Annotated in this window: 18 protein-coding genes; all 18 read left to right on the top strand. The window is 41.9% G+C overall.

The genetic code is table 11. The annotated features are described in order from the left end of the window. Position 1 precedes the first annotated feature (1 nt). The 18 genes from ACSSWA_RS03100 to ACSSWA_RS03015 all read left to right on the top strand — a co-directional run bounded on the left by ACSSWA_RS03100 (position 2) and on the right by ACSSWA_RS03015 (position 19,173). Positions 2-1,246 (top strand): hypothetical protein, encoded by a 1,245-nt coding sequence (locus ACSSWA_RS03100; RefSeq protein WP_437355122.1) that lies wholly within the window; start codon positions 2-4, stop codon positions 1,244-1,246. Positions 1,247-1,273: 27 nt separating this feature from the next. Next, the gene (locus tag ACSSWA_RS03095; protein ID WP_437355121.1) at positions 1,274-2,509 is read left to right on the top strand and encodes a tetratricopeptide repeat protein; all 1,236 of its coding nucleotides are present in this window, start codon (positions 1,274-1,276) and stop codon (positions 2,507-2,509) included. A 162-nt stretch (positions 2,510-2,671) separates the two neighbouring features. Continuing rightward, positions 2,672-3,973, top strand: coding sequence for a serine hydroxymethyltransferase (gene glyA, locus ACSSWA_RS03090; RefSeq protein WP_437355120.1), 1,302 nt, complete (start codon positions 2,672-2,674; stop codon positions 3,971-3,973). A gap of 4 nt (positions 3,974-3,977) precedes the next feature. Beyond that, a complete protein-coding gene (tatC, locus tag ACSSWA_RS03085) occupies positions 3,978-4,733 on the top strand; it encodes a twin-arginine translocase subunit TatC (RefSeq protein WP_437355119.1) in 756 nt (251 codons plus the stop codon). Next, positions 4,730-5,710, top strand: coding sequence for a polyprenyl synthetase family protein (locus ACSSWA_RS03080; protein ID WP_437355118.1), 981 nt, complete (start codon positions 4,730-4,732; stop codon positions 5,708-5,710). The genes tatC and ACSSWA_RS03080 overlap by 4 nt, the downstream gene beginning before the upstream one ends. Positions 5,711-5,821: 111 nt before the next feature. Then, positions 5,822-6,391 (top strand): cytochrome c3 family protein, encoded by a 570-nt coding sequence (locus ACSSWA_RS03075; protein WP_437355117.1) that lies wholly within the window; start codon positions 5,822-5,824, stop codon positions 6,389-6,391. Positions 6,392-6,402: 11 nt separating this feature from the next. Then, positions 6,403-6,564, top strand: coding sequence for a hypothetical protein (locus ACSSWA_RS03070; RefSeq protein WP_437355116.1), 162 nt, complete (start codon positions 6,403-6,405; stop codon positions 6,562-6,564). Positions 6,565-6,574: 10 nt separating this feature from the next. Continuing rightward, positions 6,575-9,619 carry a TAT-variant-translocated molybdopterin oxidoreductase gene (locus ACSSWA_RS03065; RefSeq protein WP_437355115.1) on the top strand — a complete coding sequence of 1,015 codons (3,045 nt, stop codon included), beginning with the start codon at positions 6,575-6,577 and terminating at the stop codon, positions 9,617-9,619. After that, on the top strand, positions 9,616-10,983 hold the full coding sequence (nrfD, locus tag ACSSWA_RS03060) for an NrfD/PsrC family molybdoenzyme membrane anchor subunit (protein ID WP_437355114.1): 1,368 nt from the start codon (positions 9,616-9,618) through the stop codon (positions 10,981-10,983). Before ACSSWA_RS03065 ends, nrfD begins: the two co-directional genes overlap by 4 nt. Before the next feature lie 3 nt (positions 10,984-10,986). Further along, positions 10,987-12,126, top strand: coding sequence for a quinol:electron acceptor oxidoreductase subunit ActD (locus ACSSWA_RS03055; RefSeq protein ID WP_437355113.1), 1,140 nt, complete (start codon positions 10,987-10,989; stop codon positions 12,124-12,126). A 22-nt stretch (positions 12,127-12,148) separates the two neighbouring features. Further along, positions 12,149-13,324 (top strand): quinol:cytochrome C oxidoreductase, encoded by a 1,176-nt coding sequence (locus ACSSWA_RS03050; RefSeq protein ID WP_437355112.1) that lies wholly within the window; start codon positions 12,149-12,151, stop codon positions 13,322-13,324. 2 nt (positions 13,325-13,326) lie between these two features. Further along, on the top strand, positions 13,327-14,256 hold the full coding sequence (locus tag ACSSWA_RS03045; protein ID WP_437355111.1) for a c-type cytochrome: 930 nt from the start codon (positions 13,327-13,329) through the stop codon (positions 14,254-14,256). A gap of 1 nt (position 14,257) precedes the next feature. After that, positions 14,258-15,028, top strand: coding sequence for an SCO family protein (locus ACSSWA_RS03040; RefSeq protein ID WP_437355110.1), 771 nt, complete (start codon positions 14,258-14,260; stop codon positions 15,026-15,028). 7 nt (positions 15,029-15,035) lie between these two features. Further along, positions 15,036-16,676, top strand: a complete 1,641-nt coding sequence (gene ctaD / locus ACSSWA_RS03035; RefSeq protein WP_437355109.1) for a cytochrome c oxidase subunit I — start codon at positions 15,036-15,038, stop codon at positions 16,674-16,676. Beyond that, positions 16,666-17,298, top strand: coding sequence for a cytochrome c oxidase subunit 3 family protein (locus ACSSWA_RS03030; protein ID WP_437355108.1), 633 nt, complete (start codon positions 16,666-16,668; stop codon positions 17,296-17,298). The genes ctaD and ACSSWA_RS03030 overlap by 11 nt, the downstream gene beginning before the upstream one ends. A gap of 9 nt (positions 17,299-17,307) precedes the next feature. Beyond that, positions 17,308-17,589: a cytochrome C oxidase subunit IV family protein gene (locus ACSSWA_RS03025; RefSeq protein WP_437355107.1), complete on the top strand. Its 282-nt coding sequence runs from the start codon at positions 17,308-17,310 to the stop codon at positions 17,587-17,589. A gap of 9 nt (positions 17,590-17,598) precedes the next feature. Next, positions 17,599-18,222, top strand: coding sequence for a cytochrome c oxidase subunit II (gene coxB / locus ACSSWA_RS03020; protein ID WP_437355106.1), 624 nt, complete (start codon positions 17,599-17,601; stop codon positions 18,220-18,222). A 3-nt stretch (positions 18,223-18,225) separates the two neighbouring features. Further along, a complete protein-coding gene (locus tag ACSSWA_RS03015; RefSeq protein WP_437355105.1) occupies positions 18,226-19,173 on the top strand; it encodes a protoheme IX farnesyltransferase in 948 nt (315 codons plus the stop codon). Positions 19,174-19,179 lie beyond the last annotated feature (6 nt).

Genomic DNA, 19,179 nt, shown 5'->3' with positions numbered 1-19,179 from the left:
TATGAAAAAGATATTAATCGGATTTTTAATAACGCTGGTTTTGCCTTATATCTCTCATGCATCCGGAGGATCGGTTTATTCGCGTTTCGGTATAGGCGATCTCTATTTCAGTTACGACGCCCGCAGGATGTCGATTGGCGAGCTTGGAATTGCGTTGAGGGATTTCGATTATCTCAGTTCGATGAATCCCGCCGGATGGTCGGCGCTCAAATTCACCCGCTTCGAAACGGGCGTTGTTTATCACGGCAATAACATTTCTTCAAACAATTCGTCGGTTTATCATTCAGATTTGATCATACCCGGTTTCATGATCGGATTCCCGATATATCAAAAATACGGCGTTAGTCTTGTAGCCGGAATTGTGCCGTATTCTAACGTCGATTACAAACTGAGCGTTGTAACCGACTCGTCGATAGTCGGCGGATATACTACGGATTATGAAGGCAAGGGCGGAATTTCAAAAGTGATGATAGGCGGAACGTATCAAATGCCGTTCGGCGCAACGCTGGGCGCTTCGCTCGATTATTATAACGGAAAAATTTCGAGAACGACGTCCATCGAATTTACATCGGGCGACGGTTTAATAGACGGCTCTTTTTCGGATGAGTACAGTTACATTGCGGCAGGATTGACAATCGGCGCAATATCTCAGGACTTATCCGGTTTGTTGGGATCGGACGATATAAGCGATTTGAGGCTGGGCGCTTTTTATTCGAATTCTGTCAATGTTAAAGTCGATAGCGCGAGCAATGCAACAACAGTAATCGGAACAGTAACTTCGTCGAGCGGGAGCGTTTCGGAAAAAATTCCGGCGCGTTACGGCGCGGGTCTCTCGTTTATATGGAACGACGACTACCGGTTCATAGCTGATTATTTGCATCAGTCCTTCGGCGATTTTACTCATAACAATATCAGATCCGATGTGATGCAGGACATAAATAAGTATAGCCTCGGCTTCGAATACAGGAAATCCGACGTCCGTTCGAGCAGTTTCTGGGAACTGGTAATGCTTCGTTTCGGTTTAAGCTATGAAGAATCTCAGTATAAAATTAACGGAAAGGGGATAAACCAGATTTCATTTTATACCGGTTTCTCGATTCCGCTGGATATGGCAAACAGGCTCGACTTCGCGTTCCAGTACGGCCGTCGCGGAACTAAAGATAATAATTTATTACTCGAAAATATTTATAGATTTTCAGTAAGTTTGAGTATCGGAGAAATCTGGTTTATTAGACAAGACAGATAATTGAAAACAAATTAGGGGATTTACAAATTGAAACACTTAAAATATTTGCTGATAATGACCTATCTTTTAGGCGTTTCTTCATTATATGCCCAGAATCAATTGATGGCTAACTTTTCTTTGTTCTATGAGTATCATAAGAATAAAGATTATGTCAGCGCGGCTCCTTTCGGATGGAAAGTTATCAATGAAGATCCATCGCAATTCATTAAATACAAAATATTCCCTAAAATGGAAGAAACGCTCTGGTATTTGCACGACAGTACGAATGCTACCGACGACGAAAAGAAAGCGCTTACCGACACAATCCTTTACTTCTACGACAAAGCGATACAATATGAACCCGATCTGGCGGGATATTATTTGGCGCGTAAAGCTTATGTAATGGAAGTGTGGGCTAATGAATCCGCAGAGAAAATTATTCCGGTTTATGAAGAAGCTTTAGCCAAGGATCCGGAATTGCCTGCGTTTTATAAAGACAGACTCGGTATTCTCTACATCAAAAACGCAACCGAAGAAAACGGATACAAGTTAAAGGCGCTCGATCTCTATTCTAAATTATCCGAAGCCGAGCCCGATAATCCGTTATGGATACAAAAATTGGAATCGATTGCCGAGAATATCGAAGAATTAGTCGAAATCACAAAGAAATCGTGGGATCTCGACAAGGAAAATCTCGAAAAAGCATGGAAATATGCTTCCACCTGTTTGAGAGCTCAGGATTATGAAAAAGCCGTAGAGCCGCTTGAATTTCTCACTCAGAAAGCTCCCGACGTAATCAATTATTGGAAACAGCTTGCAAGCGCATACGACAAGCTCGACAGAACCGACAAAGCAATTAACGCTTACAAAAAAGTCATTGAACTGCAACCCGACGGTAAGGAAAATTACGTCAACCTCGCGTTGATTTATAAAAGATTGGACCAGCTTTCGGTTGCCAGAACTTATCTTCAGAAAGCAATGAAAATCGATCCTCAATGGGACTATCCGTATCTTATTGAAGCGCAGTTGTACGAACAGGCTGCGCGTTCCTGCGATTATGATTTTATGGCTAAGTGCGTTTATCAACTTGCAGTTGATACCTACAGAAAAGCCGCCTCGCTCGGCGGACAGTATGCTACCGTAGCGGCAGACCGAGTTAAAGCGCTTCAAAATTCAGTTCCTACCAAAGAGGATTATTTCTTCAGAAAACTTAAATCGGGCGATACTATTAAAATCGAAGGAGCCTGCTATTCTTGGATCGACAGGTCTATCCAGGTGCCGTAAGAATTTAATGTAATTAAGATTAATTGCCGTCTCTTTAAACGGGGACGGCTTTTTTTTTTGCCTATCGGCAATTATCATTTTTTATCAAAGCAAATTAATGTTAGAATAACCGAAAGGAAAACTTTATATTTGTGTGTTAAAAATTAATTACAGGAAAAAGTTATGCTTAATTATCTGGCTAATGACCCTGAAATTTCCAAAATATTGAATCTTGAAATCGGAAGACAAGTAGACAACCTCGAATTAATAGCGTCTGAAAATTTTGTCAGTCTTGCTGTGCTTGCCGCAACGGGCTCTGTGCTGACCAATAAATATGCTGAAGGATATCCCGGTAAAAGATATTACGGCGGATGCGAGTACGTCGATATGGCCGAGGAGCTGGCTCGCGAAAGATTGAAAAAGTTGTTCGGCGCGGAGTACGTAAACGTTCAGCCTCACAGCGGGTCGCAGGCTAACATGGCAGTTTTTATGGCGCTGCTCAATCCGGGAGACAAGATTCTCGGACTGAGTCTTGACCAGGGCGGGCATCTTACGCACGGTTCCCCTGTGAATTTCTCGGGACAAATTTATAATGCCGTCTCTTATACGTTAAGCAAGGAAACCAAACTGCTCGATTATAATTTAATAGAAGATATAGCCAAAAAAGAGAAACCGAAACTTATCGTCGCCGGGGCAAGCGCGTATTCACGCGACTGGGATTATAAAAAGTTCCGCGAGATCGCCGATAAAGTAGGAGCATTTTTAATGTGCGACATGGCTCATCCGGCGGGCTTGATTGCAAAAGGTTTATTGAATAATCCTCTGCCTTACTGCGATGTGGTTACATCCACAACGCACAAAACATTGAGAGGTCCCAGAGGCGGAGTGATTCTAATCGGAAAAGACAAAGAAAATCCGATGGGTATAAAAACCGTCAAAGGCGACAGGCTTAAATTAATGTCCGAAATTTTTGACGGTATGGTAATGCCCGGAATTCAGGGCGGTCCTCTCATGCACGTTATAATGGCAAAAGCCGTCGCATTCGGCGAAGCTCTTCAGGATTCGTTTGAAGTTTATGCCAGACAGGTAATTACTAACGCAAAAACTCTTGCGTCGGAATTAATGGCTCTGGGATACGAAGTTGTATCGGGCGGTACGGACAATCACCTTATGCTTATCGATTTAACAAACAAAAATATAAGCGGTAAAAAAGCCGAGAATGCTTTGGGCGCCGCAGGAATGACGGTCAATAAAAATATGATTCCTTTCGATACGAAAAGCCCGTTTGTAACAAGCGGTATAAGAATCGGCACTCCGGCTGTTACAACGCGCGGTATGAAAGAAAACGAAATGAAAATAATTGCTTCGTTTATCGACAGAGCGATTAAAAACGTCGACAACGAAGAAGAATTGAATAAAATTAAATCGGAAGTAAAAGAGCTTTGCTCTAAATTCCCGCTTTATCCGGAATTAATTAACGGTTGATTACGTGGCGGAAGACACCAAACTCCTGAATGAAGAAAACGAGTCCGGCGAAGTCGAAATGACTTTCCTGGAACACCTCGAAGAATTGAGGTGGCGAATAATTTATTCCTTGATCGGAATCGTAATAGGAACAATCATTGCATGGGTATTTATTGACTTTATTATTGACGGCGTTCTTTTATTGCCTGCCCGGCAGTCAAATATCAAACTGCAAAATCTCAGACCGTTCGGACAATTGTTCCTTTATTTTCAGGTAGCTATAATCGTAGGACTGATTTTTAGTTTCCCGAATGTAGTCTACCAGTTCTGGAAATTTATAGCTCCGGCATTAAAGAAAAACGAAAAAAAATATATTTCGTCGATAGTTCTTTTTACAACGTTTTGTTTTTTGGCGGGAGTAGTATTCGCGTATTTCGTAATGCTGCCTTTGACGTTGAAATTCGCGGCTGAATTCGGCTCGGAAGCTATCGAAAATAATTTTGCAATCGACGAATACTTCTCGATAATTTTAAGCGTAATTATCGGCGCCGGACTCGTATTTGAACTTCCGATGCTTTCTTTTTTTCTGACAAAGATTGGGATACTTAATCCCGGCTTAATGAGACGTTACCGCAGGCATGCAATTATTGCCATATTAATACTTGCCGCAATTCTTACTCCGGGAACCGACCCGGTATCCCAGATTATTCTGGCAGTTCCATTGGTTTTCTTATACGAAATAAGTATTTTAGTTTCAAAAATATTCCAGAAGAAAAATTGAGCATATATACGCTTTCCGATATATCGCACAGCGTCGATAAAGAATTAAAAGAATTCAATGCCGTTTTCAAAGATTCGTTAAAGTCGAATGTAGGCATTGTCGATCTGGTCGCCAAGTATATTCTAAAACAGAAGGGCAAGAAGATTCGTCCTCTGCTGGTGTTGCTTTCAAGTAAAATTTCCGGGGGCATTACTGAAAGAAGTTACAGAGGAGCCGGACTGGTTGAATTGCTCCACACAGCAACTTTGGTGCACGACGATGTAGTTGACAATGCCGATACAAGGCGAAATTTTCCGTCGATAAATGCAATATGGAAAAATAAAATTGCCGTTCTGATGGGCGACTATCTGCTGGCAAAGGGACTTATGTTAGCCGTCGAGAATGAAGATCACGATTTCCTAAAAGTGATTACCAATACAGTAAAAAGAATGTCGGAAGGCGAACTGCTGCAGATAAGAAAAACGAGAAAGCTGAATAACGACGAGTCAACTTATTTCAGAATTATTTCCGATAAAACGGCGTCGTTATTGTCGACTTGCTGCGAAATAGGAGCTATGGCGGCAACGAACGACACGGATAAAATTAATTCCATGCGTCAATTCGGAGAAAACCTCGGCATTGCATTCCAAATTCGCGACGATATACTCGACTTTATAGGTAAATCTAGCGTTCTGGGCAAACCGCTGGCGGGCGACATAAAGGAGCGTAAGCTTACTCTGCCGCTTATACACGCATTGAGTGAAGCCGATAAAGATGAATCCAAGTCAATCTTGAAATTAATTAAAAACGGCGGTAAAAATCTGGACGTTCATGCCATTATTGAATTTGTAAAAAAATACGACGGCATTAGTTACGCCGAAGAAAAAGCCAATGAATATGCTCGTAAGGCGTTGGAATGTTTGGATAAGTTCGACGATTGCGACGTAAAAAATTCTCTCTCGGGGCTCGTTCAATTTGTCGTTGAACGAAAAAAATAATTTTTTCTATTAATGAATTTTTGTTAGATTCTCATTGTTGTGTATATTTAAATCTTGAATTCAGATAATTGTACATAATATCTTATTATTAATCTTAATTCAGAGCTATTGATGAAAAAACATTATTTGGATTATCTTCTTAAAATTCGGTTGCCTCTGACATTATTTGTCATTATTTCAACTTTTATCGTTACCTATTATGTTTCGCGTCCGGAGCGGGACGGTCTCGGGTACGAGCCTGAACAACCGATTAATTTTTCACACAAACTTCACGCCGGCGATATGGCTATCGATTGTCAATATTGTCACGTAGGCGTCGAAAAGTCAAGGCATGCGGCAATTCCTTCCGTCAACATCTGTATGAATTGTCATACTTATGCCCGCAAGGATAGTCCTGAAATAATTAAACTCACAAAATACTACGAAGAAAACAAACCGGTTCCCTGGAAGAGAATTCATAAAGTGCCCGATTACGCTTATTTCAATCACAGCGTCCATGTCAATAAAGGCATTCAATGCGAAAGCTGTCACGGCGACGTGGCTCAGATGGAAAAAATTTCTCAGGTCAGACAGTTTACGATGGCTGCGTGTCTCGATTGCCATCGCAGTCCGCATGAAAATTTACCGTATCTGAAGGACGTAAAAAACGGTCCTGAAAATTGTTTTGCTTGTCACAGATAGCCGGAGAGAAAATGGAAAGAATTTATAAGAGAAGAAAATTTTTTGAAATAATCGGCGTTTTGTCTCTGGCGGGATTCATTGCCGGTCTATTGCCCAAAAGATTTTTGAAATTTAAGAGCAATAACAAAATAAAAGTAAGCATTCATAAAGACGCCGTAAAAAGAGTAAAATAAGGTTTCAATTATGGACAAAAAAGATTTCTGGAAAAGCCTGAAAGACTATAACGACAGCGAAGAGATTCGTAAACTTAAAGAGGATGAGTTTATGGAAGGGGTTACCGAGGATTTCGACCCCGATAAATTGTCTAAACTGTCGCGCAGAAAATTTCTCGCTTTGGTTTCTGCAACGGCTGCAATCGGCGCTACGGCTTGTACGGATTATCGCGATAAAGGGGAAATAGTTCCTTATAATAATAAAAAGCCCGAGCATCTTTTGCCCGGTAAAGCAAATTACTACGCTTCTTCGTGCGCAGGATGTTCAAGCGCATGCGGCGTTTTGATTAAAACGCGCGAAGGCAGACCCATTAAAATCGACGGCAATCCGGAACACCCGATTAATCGGGGTAAATTGTGCGCTAAAGGTCAGGCTTCGATTTATAATTTATATGACCCGGAAAGACTCCGCTACCCGATTATCAAAGGCAGAAGAGCGGACTGGAACAGAGTCGATTCGGAAATTGTCGATGCGTTGAGAAAAGCCGTTGAGGAGAATAAAGAAATCGCTCTCTTTGCCGGAAGCGTTAAATCTCCTTCCGCTTTAAGAGTAATGAAACAATTCAAGGATAAATATCCAACGACGAAAATTTATTCTTATCAACTCTTCAATGAAAGCGCGCGCCAAAAAGCATGGGAAATTTCTTATGGCTCGAGTGAATATACTGCGATTCGATGGGAGCAAGCCGATGTAATATTCAGCGTCGAAGGCGACTTCCTGGGCAACGAAGGAAATTACATCGAAAATACAAGAAGATTTTCTCAAGGACGGGATATTGTTAATAACGGAAAATTAAACAGATTGTACATAGCCGAAAGCCGGATGAGCGTTACCGGGATGATGGCTGATTACAGGCTTAGAGTCAGTCCCTTAAAGCAATTTAATTTATTAATGGGCTTGGCTAACGCTCTTTATAAAAAAGGAAGCGAATTAAAACTTCCTGCGGATTTCGAATCGTTTCTCGGAAAATTCGATCTCGCGGAATTTCAGGAAGATGAAAAAATAAAACTGCTGATCGACGACCTCGACGCAAACAGGGGAAAATCTATTGTTTATGCGGGCAGTAATTTATCTGTGGAAATGCATCTTGCAGCTAATTTACTGAACGAAATACTCGGTAATAAGAATTTGTACGACTCGAAATATTCGTTCGTCGATCTGCTTCCAATGTCGGGTATGAAAGAAATCCAGGCTTTGTGCGACAGCATGCGTGCAGGCAGTGTCGGCGTTGTAATCCATCTGGATACGAATCCCGTATTTCATCTACCGGCAGACTACGGTTATGCAGAAGCTCTTAAATCCGTTCCGACGGTTGTTACGATTACAAGCTCAAAAAGCGAAACAGCCGACTTGAGCGGTTATGTGCTTCCAGAAAACGTTCAGTTCGAAAGCTGGGGCGACTATTATGTACGTAAGGGCGTTTACGGTTTGCAACAGCCGGTTATTGCGCCGATATTCGATACGCGGCAGAAAGAAGCTGTATTGTTACGATGGTCGGAAGGTATTGAAAATGAATTTAATGACGGCAGGTATCGCGATTTTATTGCCGAAACTTGCAGAGAACAAATTTACAATAAAATAAAACCCGCGTCGGATTTCAAAGCTTTCTGGTATGCGTCTTTGCACGACGGCTTCGTCGAATTTAATGAAACCGCTAACGAGCCCGTATTTGATGCCGGCTCGTTGAAGGTGTTGATGAATGCCAAAGTTCCGTCCGGCGAATATACTTTGTTGATAACGGAAAGTTATTTCATCGGCGACGGCAGATATGCCAATAACGGCTGGCTGCAGGAATTGCCTCATCCGGTAACGAAAGTTACGTGGGACAATTACTTGTCGATATCTCCCGCTACGGCTAAGAAAATGAATCTTGAAATGAACGACATGGCTGAAGTTTCATATAACGGAAATAGTCTTGAGCTGCCTGTATTTGTTCAGCCGGGAATGAGCGACGATACGCTTCATATCGAAGCCGGATACGGCAGAAAAAGCGTAGGCGTAGTGGGTGAAGGCGTCGGTTTCAACCCGCTGGTATTCATTTCAAAAAAATCGGACTATTCGCCGTTCATACACTCCGGCGTGAAAATTAAAAAAGGCAAAGGCGAATATACGCTTGCTTCAACGCAGGAACACCATTCTCTCGACGATACATTTGTAAAAGATTTCCACCGTATCAGAAAAATTATTCAGGAAGGCACGCTTCCTCAATACAATAAAAATCATCATTTCCTGCACGAAGAAAAGCACGAACTTTTCAGTATTACCGACGAGCATAAATACGACGGCGTAAAATGGGCGATGGCAATCGACCTGAATAAATGTACGGGATGCAATGCGTGCGTCGCATCTTGCAGCGTTGAGAACAATGTGCCCGTAGTCGGAAAAGACCAGGTTGCCAAAGGAAGGGAAATGCAATGGATTCGAATTGACAGATACTACTCCGGCGCTCCTGAAGACCCCGTGGTAAGCAATCAGCCCATGTTGTGCCAGCATTGCGACAATGCGCCGTGTGAAAATGTTTGTCCGGTTAATGCTACCAATCACAGCCCCGACGGTTTGAATCAAATGGTTTACAACCGCTGCGTCGGGACCAGATATTGTTCGAATAACTGTCCTTATAAAGTGAGAAGATTCAACTTTTACAATTACAGGGATCATTTTGAAGACGCATATTATGAAAACGAATTGACCTCGCTTGTAAATAATCCAGAAGTTACAGTTCGTTCCAGGGGCGTTATGGAAAAATGCACTTTCTGCATTCAGAGAATTATGGAAGCCCGTTCCGAAGCCATAGCGCGCGGCGAAGAATTTAAAGGCGATGGAATTCAAACCGCCTGCCAGCAAGCGTGCCCTTCGCAAGCGATTGTATTCGGAAACGTGAACGACCCGGATTCGGAAATTGCAAAGTTAAGAGGACACGACCTTGCATATCACGTATTGGAAACTTTGAATGTGAAACCGAACATCTCGTATTTAGCTAAAATCAGGAACATCCATACGGAGGAAATTCAGTGAGTTCAGTCGATTACACGCACGAAGCTTCGGTAATAGAAGGCAGACCGCCGTTGAGGTCTCTCGACGATTTGATTTCGAAACCGCTGGAGACAAAGCCGGATAAGAAATTTTATATCGCTTTGTCAATCACTCTGTCAATGCTCGGTCTGTTCGTCGTCGGTCTGTTTATGACTTTTTATTACGGTATCGGAACGTGGGGCAATCAAATTCCGGTGGCTTGGGGTTTCGGCATTGTCAATTTCGTATTCTGGGTCGGTATCGGTCACGCAGGAACTTTGATTTCGGCAATTCTCTTTTTATTCAGGCAGAAATGGCGTACGGGAATAGCACGCTTTGCCGAAGGCATGACTATTTTCGCAGTGATGACTGCAGGTATATTCCCGCTAATTCATACCGGCAGACCGTGGCTGGCAGGATATCTTTTCCCGTATCCCAATCAACATTCAATCTGGGTCAATTTTACTTCGCCTCTTCTGTGGGACGTTTTTGCGGTATCGACTTATCTGACTGTCTCTTTGATTTTCTGGTATGTCGGATTGATTCCCGACTTTGCCACTTTGAGAGAGAAAACATCAAACAAAATTAAAAAAGTAATCTATTCGATATTCAGTCTCGGCTGGAGATTTTCTAACAGGCACTGGCAGCATTATGAAATGGTCTATTTGATCTTAGCGGGATTTGCAACGCCGCTTGTTCTTTCGGTTCACACTATCGTCAGTTTCGATTTTGCGGTTTCGATACTCCCCGGATGGCACACCACGATATTCCCGCCCTACTTCGTGGCAGGCGCCGTATTCTCTGGATTCGCGATGGTACAGAACGTTTTGATCTTCGTCAGAAAAATTTTCAATTACGAACATATCATTACGATCGATACGCTTGAACGAATGAACAAAATTATTCTGCTTACGGGTTCGATGGTCGGTTATGCATATTCGATGGAGTTTTTTATTGCCTGGTACAGCGGGGTTCAACCGGAACAATTTACGTTTATCAATCGCGCTTTCGGTCCTTATGCCTGGGCTTACTGGATAATGGTTTCGTGTAACGTTCTTGCGCCGCAATTATTCTGGTTCAAAAAAATAAGAAGAACCATCCCCGTAATGTTTGTAATCGCGGTGTTTGTGAATATCGGCATGTGGTTCGAACGTTTTGTAATAGTTGTTACTTCGTTGTCGAGAGATTATTTGCCTTCGAGCTGGCAGTATTTTACGCCGAGCCTGGTCGACTTTATGATTTTAATAGGAAGTTTCGGATTTTTCTTTACGTGGATTTTACTCTTTACGAAAGCATTGCCCGTTGTATCGATCGCCGAAGTTAAAGCGGTTGTTGACGGGGCTCAACCTTCTCATAAGGAGCATTGATAGATGAAAGATAAAATTTTATACGGTTATTCCGCCTTATTCGATAATCCCGACGATATAATTGAAGCTGCGGAAAAAACTGTAGAAGCGGGTTATAAGAAATACGACGTTCATTCGCCGTATCCGATTCACGGAATGCCGGATGCGATGAAACTGCCGCCTTCCAAACTCGGATACGTTGCTCTGGTGATCGGACTTTCGGGAGCGTTGACGGCTTTGTTATTGATGTACTGGATTTCCGCAGTCGACTATCCGATTGTAATCGGCGGAAAACCCCTCTTTTCTTTTCCGGCATATGTGCCGGTTATTTTCGAAGTAACCGTTTTGTCGGCTTCGATTGCAACCGTGCTTGCCATGCTCTTTATCTTTTTCAAACTTCCGAACAACGCTCATCCGCTGCACGGAACCGGTTACATGAAACAAGTGTCGTCCGATAAGTACGGCTTGGTTATTCATGCCGAAGACGATAAGTTTAATGAAGAAGAAGTAAAGAGATTTTTGGAATCGTTACGCGCTAAAGAAATATCCCCCGTTTATTATGACGAAAACGAAATTTCATTCAAACCGCGACTGCTCGAACCGAAATTTATAATGTTTCTTTTGGCGACTGCGGTTATTACGTCGGGCGCTACTTATTTTACGCTCAATAAATTAATGTATATGGTTCCGTTTAATTGGATGATGGAACAGGACAAACTGACGCCGCAATCAACAAGCGCGGTATTTGCAGACGGTTTCGGAATGAGACCCCCTGTCGAAGGTACCGTTGCCAGAGGCGAAGAGTTTTATCCTTATAAAAATATGCCCGAGGAAGCCGGTAAGTATTTGATAAACCCACTTCCCATGTCGAAAAAAGTTTTAAAACTCGGCGAAAAAAAATATGATATATATTGCAGCCCCTGTCACGGATATCACGCCGAAGGCGACAGCAGGCTAAGAGGACAGTTCCCTAATCCTCCGTCTCTCCATTCCGAAAAAGTAAGGAACTGGAGCGACGGTCGAATATTTCACGTTATAACCGAAGGACAAAACGCAATGCCGTCGTATTCTACGCAATTGAACGAAGAAGAAAGATGGGCTGTAGTTAATTATGTAAGAGCCTTGCAAAGAGCCATGAACGCGAGGGAAGCCGATTTAAAATGAGTAATAAAAATTCGGAATAAATATGGATATCGTTTACCAGAAAAAAAATATACCCGCTAAAGTTACTAACGCCGGATACATTCTCCTAATTGCAGGTATTATTCTCTCTGCAGCCGGCTATATGACGGATCTCGAAAGAAGCGCGTTTAATAATATTATACTGTTGACTTTTATTATCAGCGTGGGCGTAGGCGCATTATTTTTGATCGGAGCGGAATATCTTTCCGGCGCGGTATGGAGCGTCCCTTTTAGAAGAATAGTTGAATTTATTGCCGCATCCGTTCTGGTGGTTCCGTTTGTAGCTTTGCCCGTTCTGGCGAATATGGGACATATTTTTCACTGGATGCATCCTGAAGTGGTCGAAATGGATGAATTGCTTAAAAGCAAAGCTCCGTACCTCAATGTGGAATTCTTTATAATACGGGTTGCGGCGTTTATTGCCGTATGGTGGCTGTTCTATTTTCTTCTCACTCGTAATTCGCGCAAGCAGGACGCTACAAAAGACCAGCAATTAACAAAAACCAATACGAAGATATCTGCCGCCTTCATGCCGTTTTTTGCTATAACCGTTACATTCACGGCAATTGACTGGTTAATGAGTCTGGAGCCGCACTGGTTCTCTACTATTTTCGGAGTCTATTATTTTTCGGGAACGGTATTGGCGGGATTGGCAACGGCTACAATCGCAATTATATTATTGTCTGAAAACGGTTATTTGGTAAAAGGAATATCGTCCGACAACTACTATAGCCTGGGCGCTTTATTGTTTGCTTTTACCAATTTCTGGGCTTACATAGCTTTTTCTCAGTACTTATTGATCTGGTACGCAAATCTTCCGGAAGAAACTTTTTGGTTTTTGGAAAGATGGGAAGGAAGCTGGAAGTTCGTAAGTATAGGATTGATATTTATCAGATTCGTTATACCGTATTTCGGACTCCTGTCCCAGCCGTCCAAAAAAGATCCGAAACGATTGGTTGTTATGTCGTTTATAATTTTAATTGCGCACTATTACGACCTCTACTGGATGGTAATGCCCACTTTTGCCAAAGAAGGTTTTGTATTCGGATGGATTGAAATAGGCTTTATTCTTTTGGCTGCGGGAATTCTGATTACCGTATTCGGTTATATGGCAAATAAACACAATATGGTCGCAATTGGCGACCCGAAACTAAAACGCGGAATAGATTTCAGATTATAACTATGGAAAAAAAGATAAAAGTAGAAGACGAAATTAAATTCAGAGAACTTCTGAAAAATCCGGTCCGATTGTTCGGATGGTTTTTCCCTTATTTTCTGTTGATTCTTTTGATTGCGGGAATTTATTTCGGTCATAATCTGATAACGATTTCTTTTAACGAACTGCCTGTAGGCGTTAAAGACAGTTCGATAGTTAAAAAAGAAATCGTGGAGGCAAAGGGCGGTATTATGCCGGCAGTCGATCTGAATAAGGTTAAATTGCCTTCGGAAGAAATGCTTTCGCGAGGCAAAGAACTTTATGATGCAAATTGCCAGTCGTGCCATGGCGCCGACGGTAGAGGAGACGGACCTGCCGGAGCAGCTCTGAACCCCAAACCTCGAAATTTTCATCTGCAGGACGGGTGGACTAACGGCAGAACCATCGACATGATGTACAAAACTCTTCAGGAAGGAATAATTCAAAACGGTATGGCGGCTTATGAATATCTGCCTCCAGAAGACAGATTTGCAATCATCCATTACATCAGGACATTCGCTGAATTTCCCCCGATAACCGAAGAAGAGTTGAAAAATATCGATCAGCTCTACAATGTTACGGCGGGCGTCGAAATTCCGAATAAAATTCCAGTCGGCAAAGCCATCGAAATTCTTTCGAGCGAAAATCAAAATCTTATCGAAAAAACTTCTGAAATCGTAAAAAAACTAATGAGCGAAAAACCGAATAATTCTACGGCTCGAATGATAATCGAAAACGCGTTTGACCTGAATAAATTGGTTTATGCATTTTTATCTGACAAGAATATTACGTATGAAAAGTTCAAGACAATTAAGAATAACTACCCGCTGTCCGTTGGGCTGAAACCCGGAATTGAAAAACTGAAAGAAGATGATTTGAAAAAAATCTATGAATATTTAATATCAATTAGTCGATAAAATGAAGAGATTATTTTTTAATAGTATTTTGATGATCTTTTTTGCCGCAAGTTTAATACTCGGGCAAAAGCATGTGGACGTAGGCGTCGACGAACAACTCGGCGAATATATTCCCGACGACGCCCGGTTCGTAACGTCGACCGGCGACACCGTAAATTTGAAAAGTCTGATCGATAAACCGGTGCTCCTGGCGCTGGTTTATTATGAATGTCCCGGCATTTGCAGTCCCATGTTAAACGAATTGGCGTGGACAATCGATAAAGTTGATTTAGAGCCCGGCAGAGATTACAAAATTATTTCGCTCAGTTTCGATCACAAGGAAAATCCGGCGATTGCCGCCAAATGGAAAAAAAATTATCTGGAATCGATTAAAAAGAAAATCGATCCGGAGGACTGGATATTCTTAACAGGCGACAGTGTAAATATTAAAAAGGTTACCGACGCGGCGGGATTTTACTATAAACCGACAAAAGACAGTCAATATGTGCATCCGGCGACTGTTATAGCGCTTTCGCCGGAAGGAAAGATTACTCGTTATCTGTTCGGCGTAACTTTCAATCCTTTCGACGTTAAAATGGCTATGCTGGAAGCAAAAGCCGGTAAAGAAAATCCTACCATTACAAAGGTTCTTCAGTTTTGTTATAGTTACGATCCCGAAGGGCGCTCTTATACATTGAACATCACGAGAATTATAGGCGCCATTATGCTGCTCGGGGTAGGACTCTTTGCGGCTGTATTATTATTCAAAAAAAGAAGTAAGACAACGGAGTAAAATAAAAATGGCAAACGGAGCTGTTGCAATAGAAGAAAAGAATTTTTATCAGCAGAGCACAAATAAATATTCGGGAATATTATCCTGGTTGTTGACGACCGACCATAAAAGAATCGGATTGATGTATTTATACACAATTTCGTTTTTCTTTATTGTCGGCGTTATTATCGGAATACTGATGAGGTTGGAATTGATTGCGCCCGGTAAAACGATTATGGACGCGCAAACATACAATACGTTGTTCACGCTTCACGGCGTAATAATGATTTTTCTTTTTATTGTTCCGGGCTTGCCGGCGATATTCGGGAATTTTTTCCTGCCGATTCAGATTGGAGCGCGCGACGTGGCGTTTCCGAGATTGAATTTGCTCTCTTATTATGTTTATGTTGCCGGGGCAATTCTTGTTTTTATTTCTTTGTTTCTGCCGGGCGGACCGATTGACACAGGTTGGACTTTTTACATACCCTACAGCGTTCGAAGTTCGACAAATGTTTCGATGGCGATATTTGCGGCTTTTGTGCTCGGGTTTTCCTCGATATTGACGGGAATAAATTTTGTTACCACGGTGCATCGTTTACGAGCCCCGGGAATGACTTTTTTCAAGATGCCTCTTTTCGTATGGGCTACATACGCTACGGCTTGGATTCAAATAATTGCAACGCCGGTAATCGGTATTACGATATTGTTGGTTATTATTGAACGCGCATTCGGAGTGGGAATCTTCGACCCTGCATTGGGCGGCGATCCGATTTTATATCAACATCTGTTCTGGATTTATTCGCATCCGGCAGTCTATATTATGATACTGCCGGCAATGGGAGTAGTCTCGGAAATCATTCCGACATTTGCAAGGCGTACGATTTTCGGTTACAAAGCTATTGCAATGTCGTCGCTTGCAATTGCATTCGTCGGTTATTTGGTGTGGGCGCATCATATGTTTACAAGCGGGATGAGCGACACAGCCAGATGGATATTTTCTCTATTGACGTTTATTGTGGCTTTGCCCAGCGGAGTTAAAGTTTTTAATTGGGTCGCCACAATGTATAAAGGTTCAATCGATCCGCAAACGCCGTTTTTGTGGGTGATGGCGTTCATAGTGCTCTTTTCGATCGGAGGGTTGACGGGTTTGGTTCTCGGTTCGTTGGCTACCGACGTCCATTTGCACGATACATATTTTGTAGTGGCGCATTTCCATTATGTTATGTTTGGCGGAACAGGAACAATCTTTTTTGCCGCGCTTCATTACTGGTTCCCGAAAATGTTCGGCAGAATGTACTTCAAGAAAGCGGCAAACTTAGCCGTCCTGCTTTTCTTTATCGGATTCAATATGCTCTATTTTACAAAGTTCATTATGGGATATATGGGAATGCCGAGAAGATATTACGATTATCTGCCTCAGTTCGCCACATTGCAGGAAATATCCACAATCGGTTCGTGGATTCTGGCATTGGCTATTTTTATAATGGCAGGCAATTTAATCTATTCATTGCGTAAAGGTCCGAAAGCGGGTCCGAATCCGTGGGGAGGCGTTACGCTTGAATGGCATATACCTTCTCCGCCGCCAATGGAAAATTTCAAAGAAATACCCACGGTTACTCATGAACCTTACGATTTCAGCCAGCTCAAGGAGATGAAAAATGAATCATAACAGCGCAGCCGATAATCATACAGCGGCGCACGTTCATCGCGACGATGTGGGAGCTAAATTGGGGATGTGGCTCTTCCTGTTTACCGAAGTGCTGCTCTTCGGAGGAATGTTCCTGGCATATGCCGTCTACAGATACCAGTATCCCGACCAATTCCGTATTGCCGCAATGGAGCTTAATACCGGTATCGGTACGCTTAACACCGTAATTCTTCTGACGAGCAGTCTTACCGTGGCTCTTTCGATTGCTGCAATTCAGAAGAAAAATAAATTTTTATCGATTATAATGCTTACGATTACGATTCTATTTGCATTGATGTTTATGGTAAACAAATATTTCGAATGGATGTCAAAAATAGACCACGGTATATTCCCGGGCTCCGAAGAGTTGTTGGGAAGACCGAACGGTCAGATTCTTTTCTTCGGTCTCTATTACGTAATGACAGGATTGCACGGTCTTCACGTTCTTATCGGAGTTGTTGTGCTCTTGTTTATGCTCTATTTTATAATAAAAAACGATATTACTCCCGATAATTATACCAAACTTGAAAACGCCGGACTCTACTGGCATCTGGTAGATTTGATCTGGATTTTTCTGTTCCCGCTCTTTTATCTTATACAGTGAGGCAACGAAATGGAAAATAAAAAACATATAATCGGTTACAACACTTATATAATTGTTTGGTTATCGTTGTTGGCATTGACTACGATTACAGTATCCGTCGCCGGTATTCATTTGGGCGACTATACGTTAATGATTGCAATGTTTATAGCAGCTATTAAATCGGCTCTGGTAATCAACATTTTTATGCATATTAAATTCGACGAGCCGATTTTTAAAGTTTTTCTGGCTCTTAGCGGATTAACATTATTGATAATTTTTGTATTAACATTTTTTGATTTTATTTATCGTTGAGGTTTAAAAATGTCGCCTGCACCGTCAGTACATACGGAAACAGTTGATTTTGTAATGCTCTATATAGTCGGAATCTCGGTTATACTCCTTCTGGGCATTACAATAACAATGATTTATTTTGTTTTCAAATACAACCGGAAAAAAGGCCGTAAGCCGGTTGATATCCACGGCAATATATGGCTCGAAATAGTTTGGATAACAATTCCAACGCTAATCGTTTTGTCGATGTTTTATTACGGATATACGGGATTCAGCGAAATAAGAAAAATTCCCGAAAATGCATTTGAAGTGGACGTGACTGCGAGGATGTGGTCCTGGGAATTTAATTACAAAAACGGTTTGCGAACAGACACTCTTTACGTTCCCGTAAACGAGCCGGTGGTTCTGAAATTAAAATCGATGGATGTAAATCATTCGTTTTATATACCCGCTTTCAGAATTAAAGAAGACGCAATACCAAATAAGATTAACTTTCTCTCATTTACGGCGGTTAAACCTGGAGACTACGACGTTGCGTGCGCCGAGTATTGCGGTTTGAACCACTCAATGATGTATACTAAAGTGGTCGCTATGGAAAAGTCCGATTTCGAAAAATGGTACAACCAAAATAAAACAGTCGAAGAAAGCGAATAGAATATGGCGGGATTAACGTACGGATTGACGGATATTAAAGCGCTCGGTATTGCCGGTCTCAAAAATGCTCTGGAATTATTTTCCGAATTGGCAAAAGTTAAGATTACGGCTTTCGTGGCGATGTCAACATCGGTCGGGTATATTCTTTATGCCGAAACTATTACCTGGCAAATGCTGATAGTCACCTTTGGCGTTTTTTTAATGGCATGCGCCTCCTCGGTTATTAACGAAATACAGGAAAGAGACAAAGATAAGTTGATGGACAGGACTAAAGGGAGACCGATACCGGCGGGCAGAATTTCGGTTCAAACTGCCGGAGTGATTGCTCTGATTTTGGCGGTGGGAGCGGGATTAATTATTTATTTCAGTTCAAACTTTACTTCATTGGCGCTCTCGTTGCTTGCTTTGATCTGGTACAATTTTGTTTATACGCCGTTAAAAAGGATCAATGCGCTTGCAATAATTCCCGGCTCGCTGATAGGCGCAATACCCCCCATAATCGGTTATACTGCCGCAGGAGGCAGCCTTTTCGATTTGCAAATTTTATCGCTTGCGCTCTTTTTCTTTATATGGCAAATACCTCACTTCTGGCTTCTGCTGTTGCTGCACAGCAGGGATTATGAAAAAGCCGGCTTCCCCGTATTAACTTCAAATTTCTCCGAGTCGCAATTGGGAAGAATAACTTTCATCTGGATTGTAGCCCTGGCGGTCAGCAGTTTGTTTATTCCGTTTTACTCGGTCAATTTCAGTCTCTATTCTTTTATGGCTTTTTTGCTGCTTAGCGCCTGGCTTATTTTCGATACGAAAAGTATTCTTAAGTCGTATTTCTATGATAAAAGCGCGCGCGTTAAAAGAGTATTGTTCAAAGAAGCGTTCATAAAAGTAAATTTGTTTGTCCTTGTAATTACAGTAATAATTTCAATAAGTAAATTATTCCTAAAAGAAATTTAATGGTTC

Source organism: Melioribacter sp. Ez-97 (genome assembly GCF_051488665.1).
GTDB lineage: Bacteria > Bacteroidota > Ignavibacteria > Ignavibacteriales > Melioribacteraceae > Melioribacter.
The sequence above is the reverse complement of the archived record's forward strand: the minus strand, read 5'-3'. Positions and strand labels throughout refer to the sequence as shown.

What these genes read in the sequence shown, in the direction of transcription:
- ACSSWA_RS03100 (WP_437355122.1), top strand. Translation starts at nt 2, where the DNA reads ATGAAAAAGATATTAATCGGATTTTTAATAACGCTGGTTTTGCCTTAT.
- ACSSWA_RS03045 (WP_437355111.1), top strand. Translation starts at nt 13,327, where the DNA reads ATGGAAAAAAAGATAAAAGTAGAAGACGAAATTAAATTCAGAGAACTT.
- ACSSWA_RS03065 (WP_437355115.1), top strand. Translation starts at nt 6,575, where the DNA reads ATGGACAAAAAAGATTTCTGGAAAAGCCTGAAAGACTATAACGACAGC.
- ACSSWA_RS03030 (WP_437355108.1), top strand. Translation starts at nt 16,666, where the DNA reads ATGAATCATAACAGCGCAGCCGATAATCATACAGCGGCGCACGTTCAT.
- ACSSWA_RS03075 (WP_437355117.1), top strand. Translation starts at nt 5,822, where the DNA reads ATGAAAAAACATTATTTGGATTATCTTCTTAAAATTCGGTTGCCTCTG.
- glyA (WP_437355120.1), top strand. Translation starts at nt 2,672, where the DNA reads ATGCTTAATTATCTGGCTAATGACCCTGAAATTTCCAAAATATTGAAT.
- ACSSWA_RS03055 (WP_437355113.1), top strand. Translation starts at nt 10,987, where the DNA reads ATGAAAGATAAAATTTTATACGGTTATTCCGCCTTATTCGATAATCCC.
- ctaD (WP_437355109.1), top strand. Translation starts at nt 15,036, where the DNA reads ATGGCAAACGGAGCTGTTGCAATAGAAGAAAAGAATTTTTATCAGCAG.
- ACSSWA_RS03040 (WP_437355110.1), top strand. Translation starts at nt 14,258, where the DNA reads ATGAAGAGATTATTTTTTAATAGTATTTTGATGATCTTTTTTGCCGCA.
- ACSSWA_RS03070 (WP_437355116.1), top strand. Translation starts at nt 6,403, where the DNA reads ATGGAAAGAATTTATAAGAGAAGAAAATTTTTTGAAATAATCGGCGTT.
- ACSSWA_RS03050 (WP_437355112.1), top strand. Translation starts at nt 12,149, where the DNA reads ATGGATATCGTTTACCAGAAAAAAAATATACCCGCTAAAGTTACTAAC.
- ACSSWA_RS03025 (WP_437355107.1), top strand. Translation starts at nt 17,308, where the DNA reads ATGGAAAATAAAAAACATATAATCGGTTACAACACTTATATAATTGTT.
- coxB (WP_437355106.1), top strand. Translation starts at nt 17,599, where the DNA reads ATGTCGCCTGCACCGTCAGTACATACGGAAACAGTTGATTTTGTAATG.
- ACSSWA_RS03015 (WP_437355105.1), top strand. Translation starts at nt 18,226, where the DNA reads ATGGCGGGATTAACGTACGGATTGACGGATATTAAAGCGCTCGGTATT.